This is a genomic window from Pseudokineococcus sp. 5B2Z-1, from assembly GCF_037482305.1.
Lineage (GTDB): Bacteria > Actinomycetota > Actinomycetes > Actinomycetales > Quadrisphaeraceae > Pseudokineococcus.
Window position 1 is genome coordinate 1 of the sequence record NZ_JBBHZG010000013.1, and the last position, 330, is coordinate 330.

The following is a 330-nucleotide window of genomic DNA, read 5'->3' on the forward strand; positions in this document are numbered from 1 at the left end:
CGGTGTGGCCTCCTCCGGTCGACTGAGCGACGCAGACGCCCCACCCAGACGTGGCCCCGCACCCACCACCACCGACCAGCGGCGACCTCGAGCGCGTGACTGGCTCGACGCCGGCGTGCGGGCGCAGCCCCCGCGGCGGGGGTAGTGGGGGAAGCACTGCCCCGCCGAAGGCGGGTCCGCTGGGCACCTCGGGCCGCGCGAGCTCGGGGCGCGCGGGCCGACCCGGTGGTGCGGGCGTCGCGGGCAGGGCTGTCCCGCCGTAGGCGGGTCCGCTCGGGTTGTTCGCCCGCCCGGCATGCCGCCGGGGGGAGGGGCGCCCCCGCGCGGGGC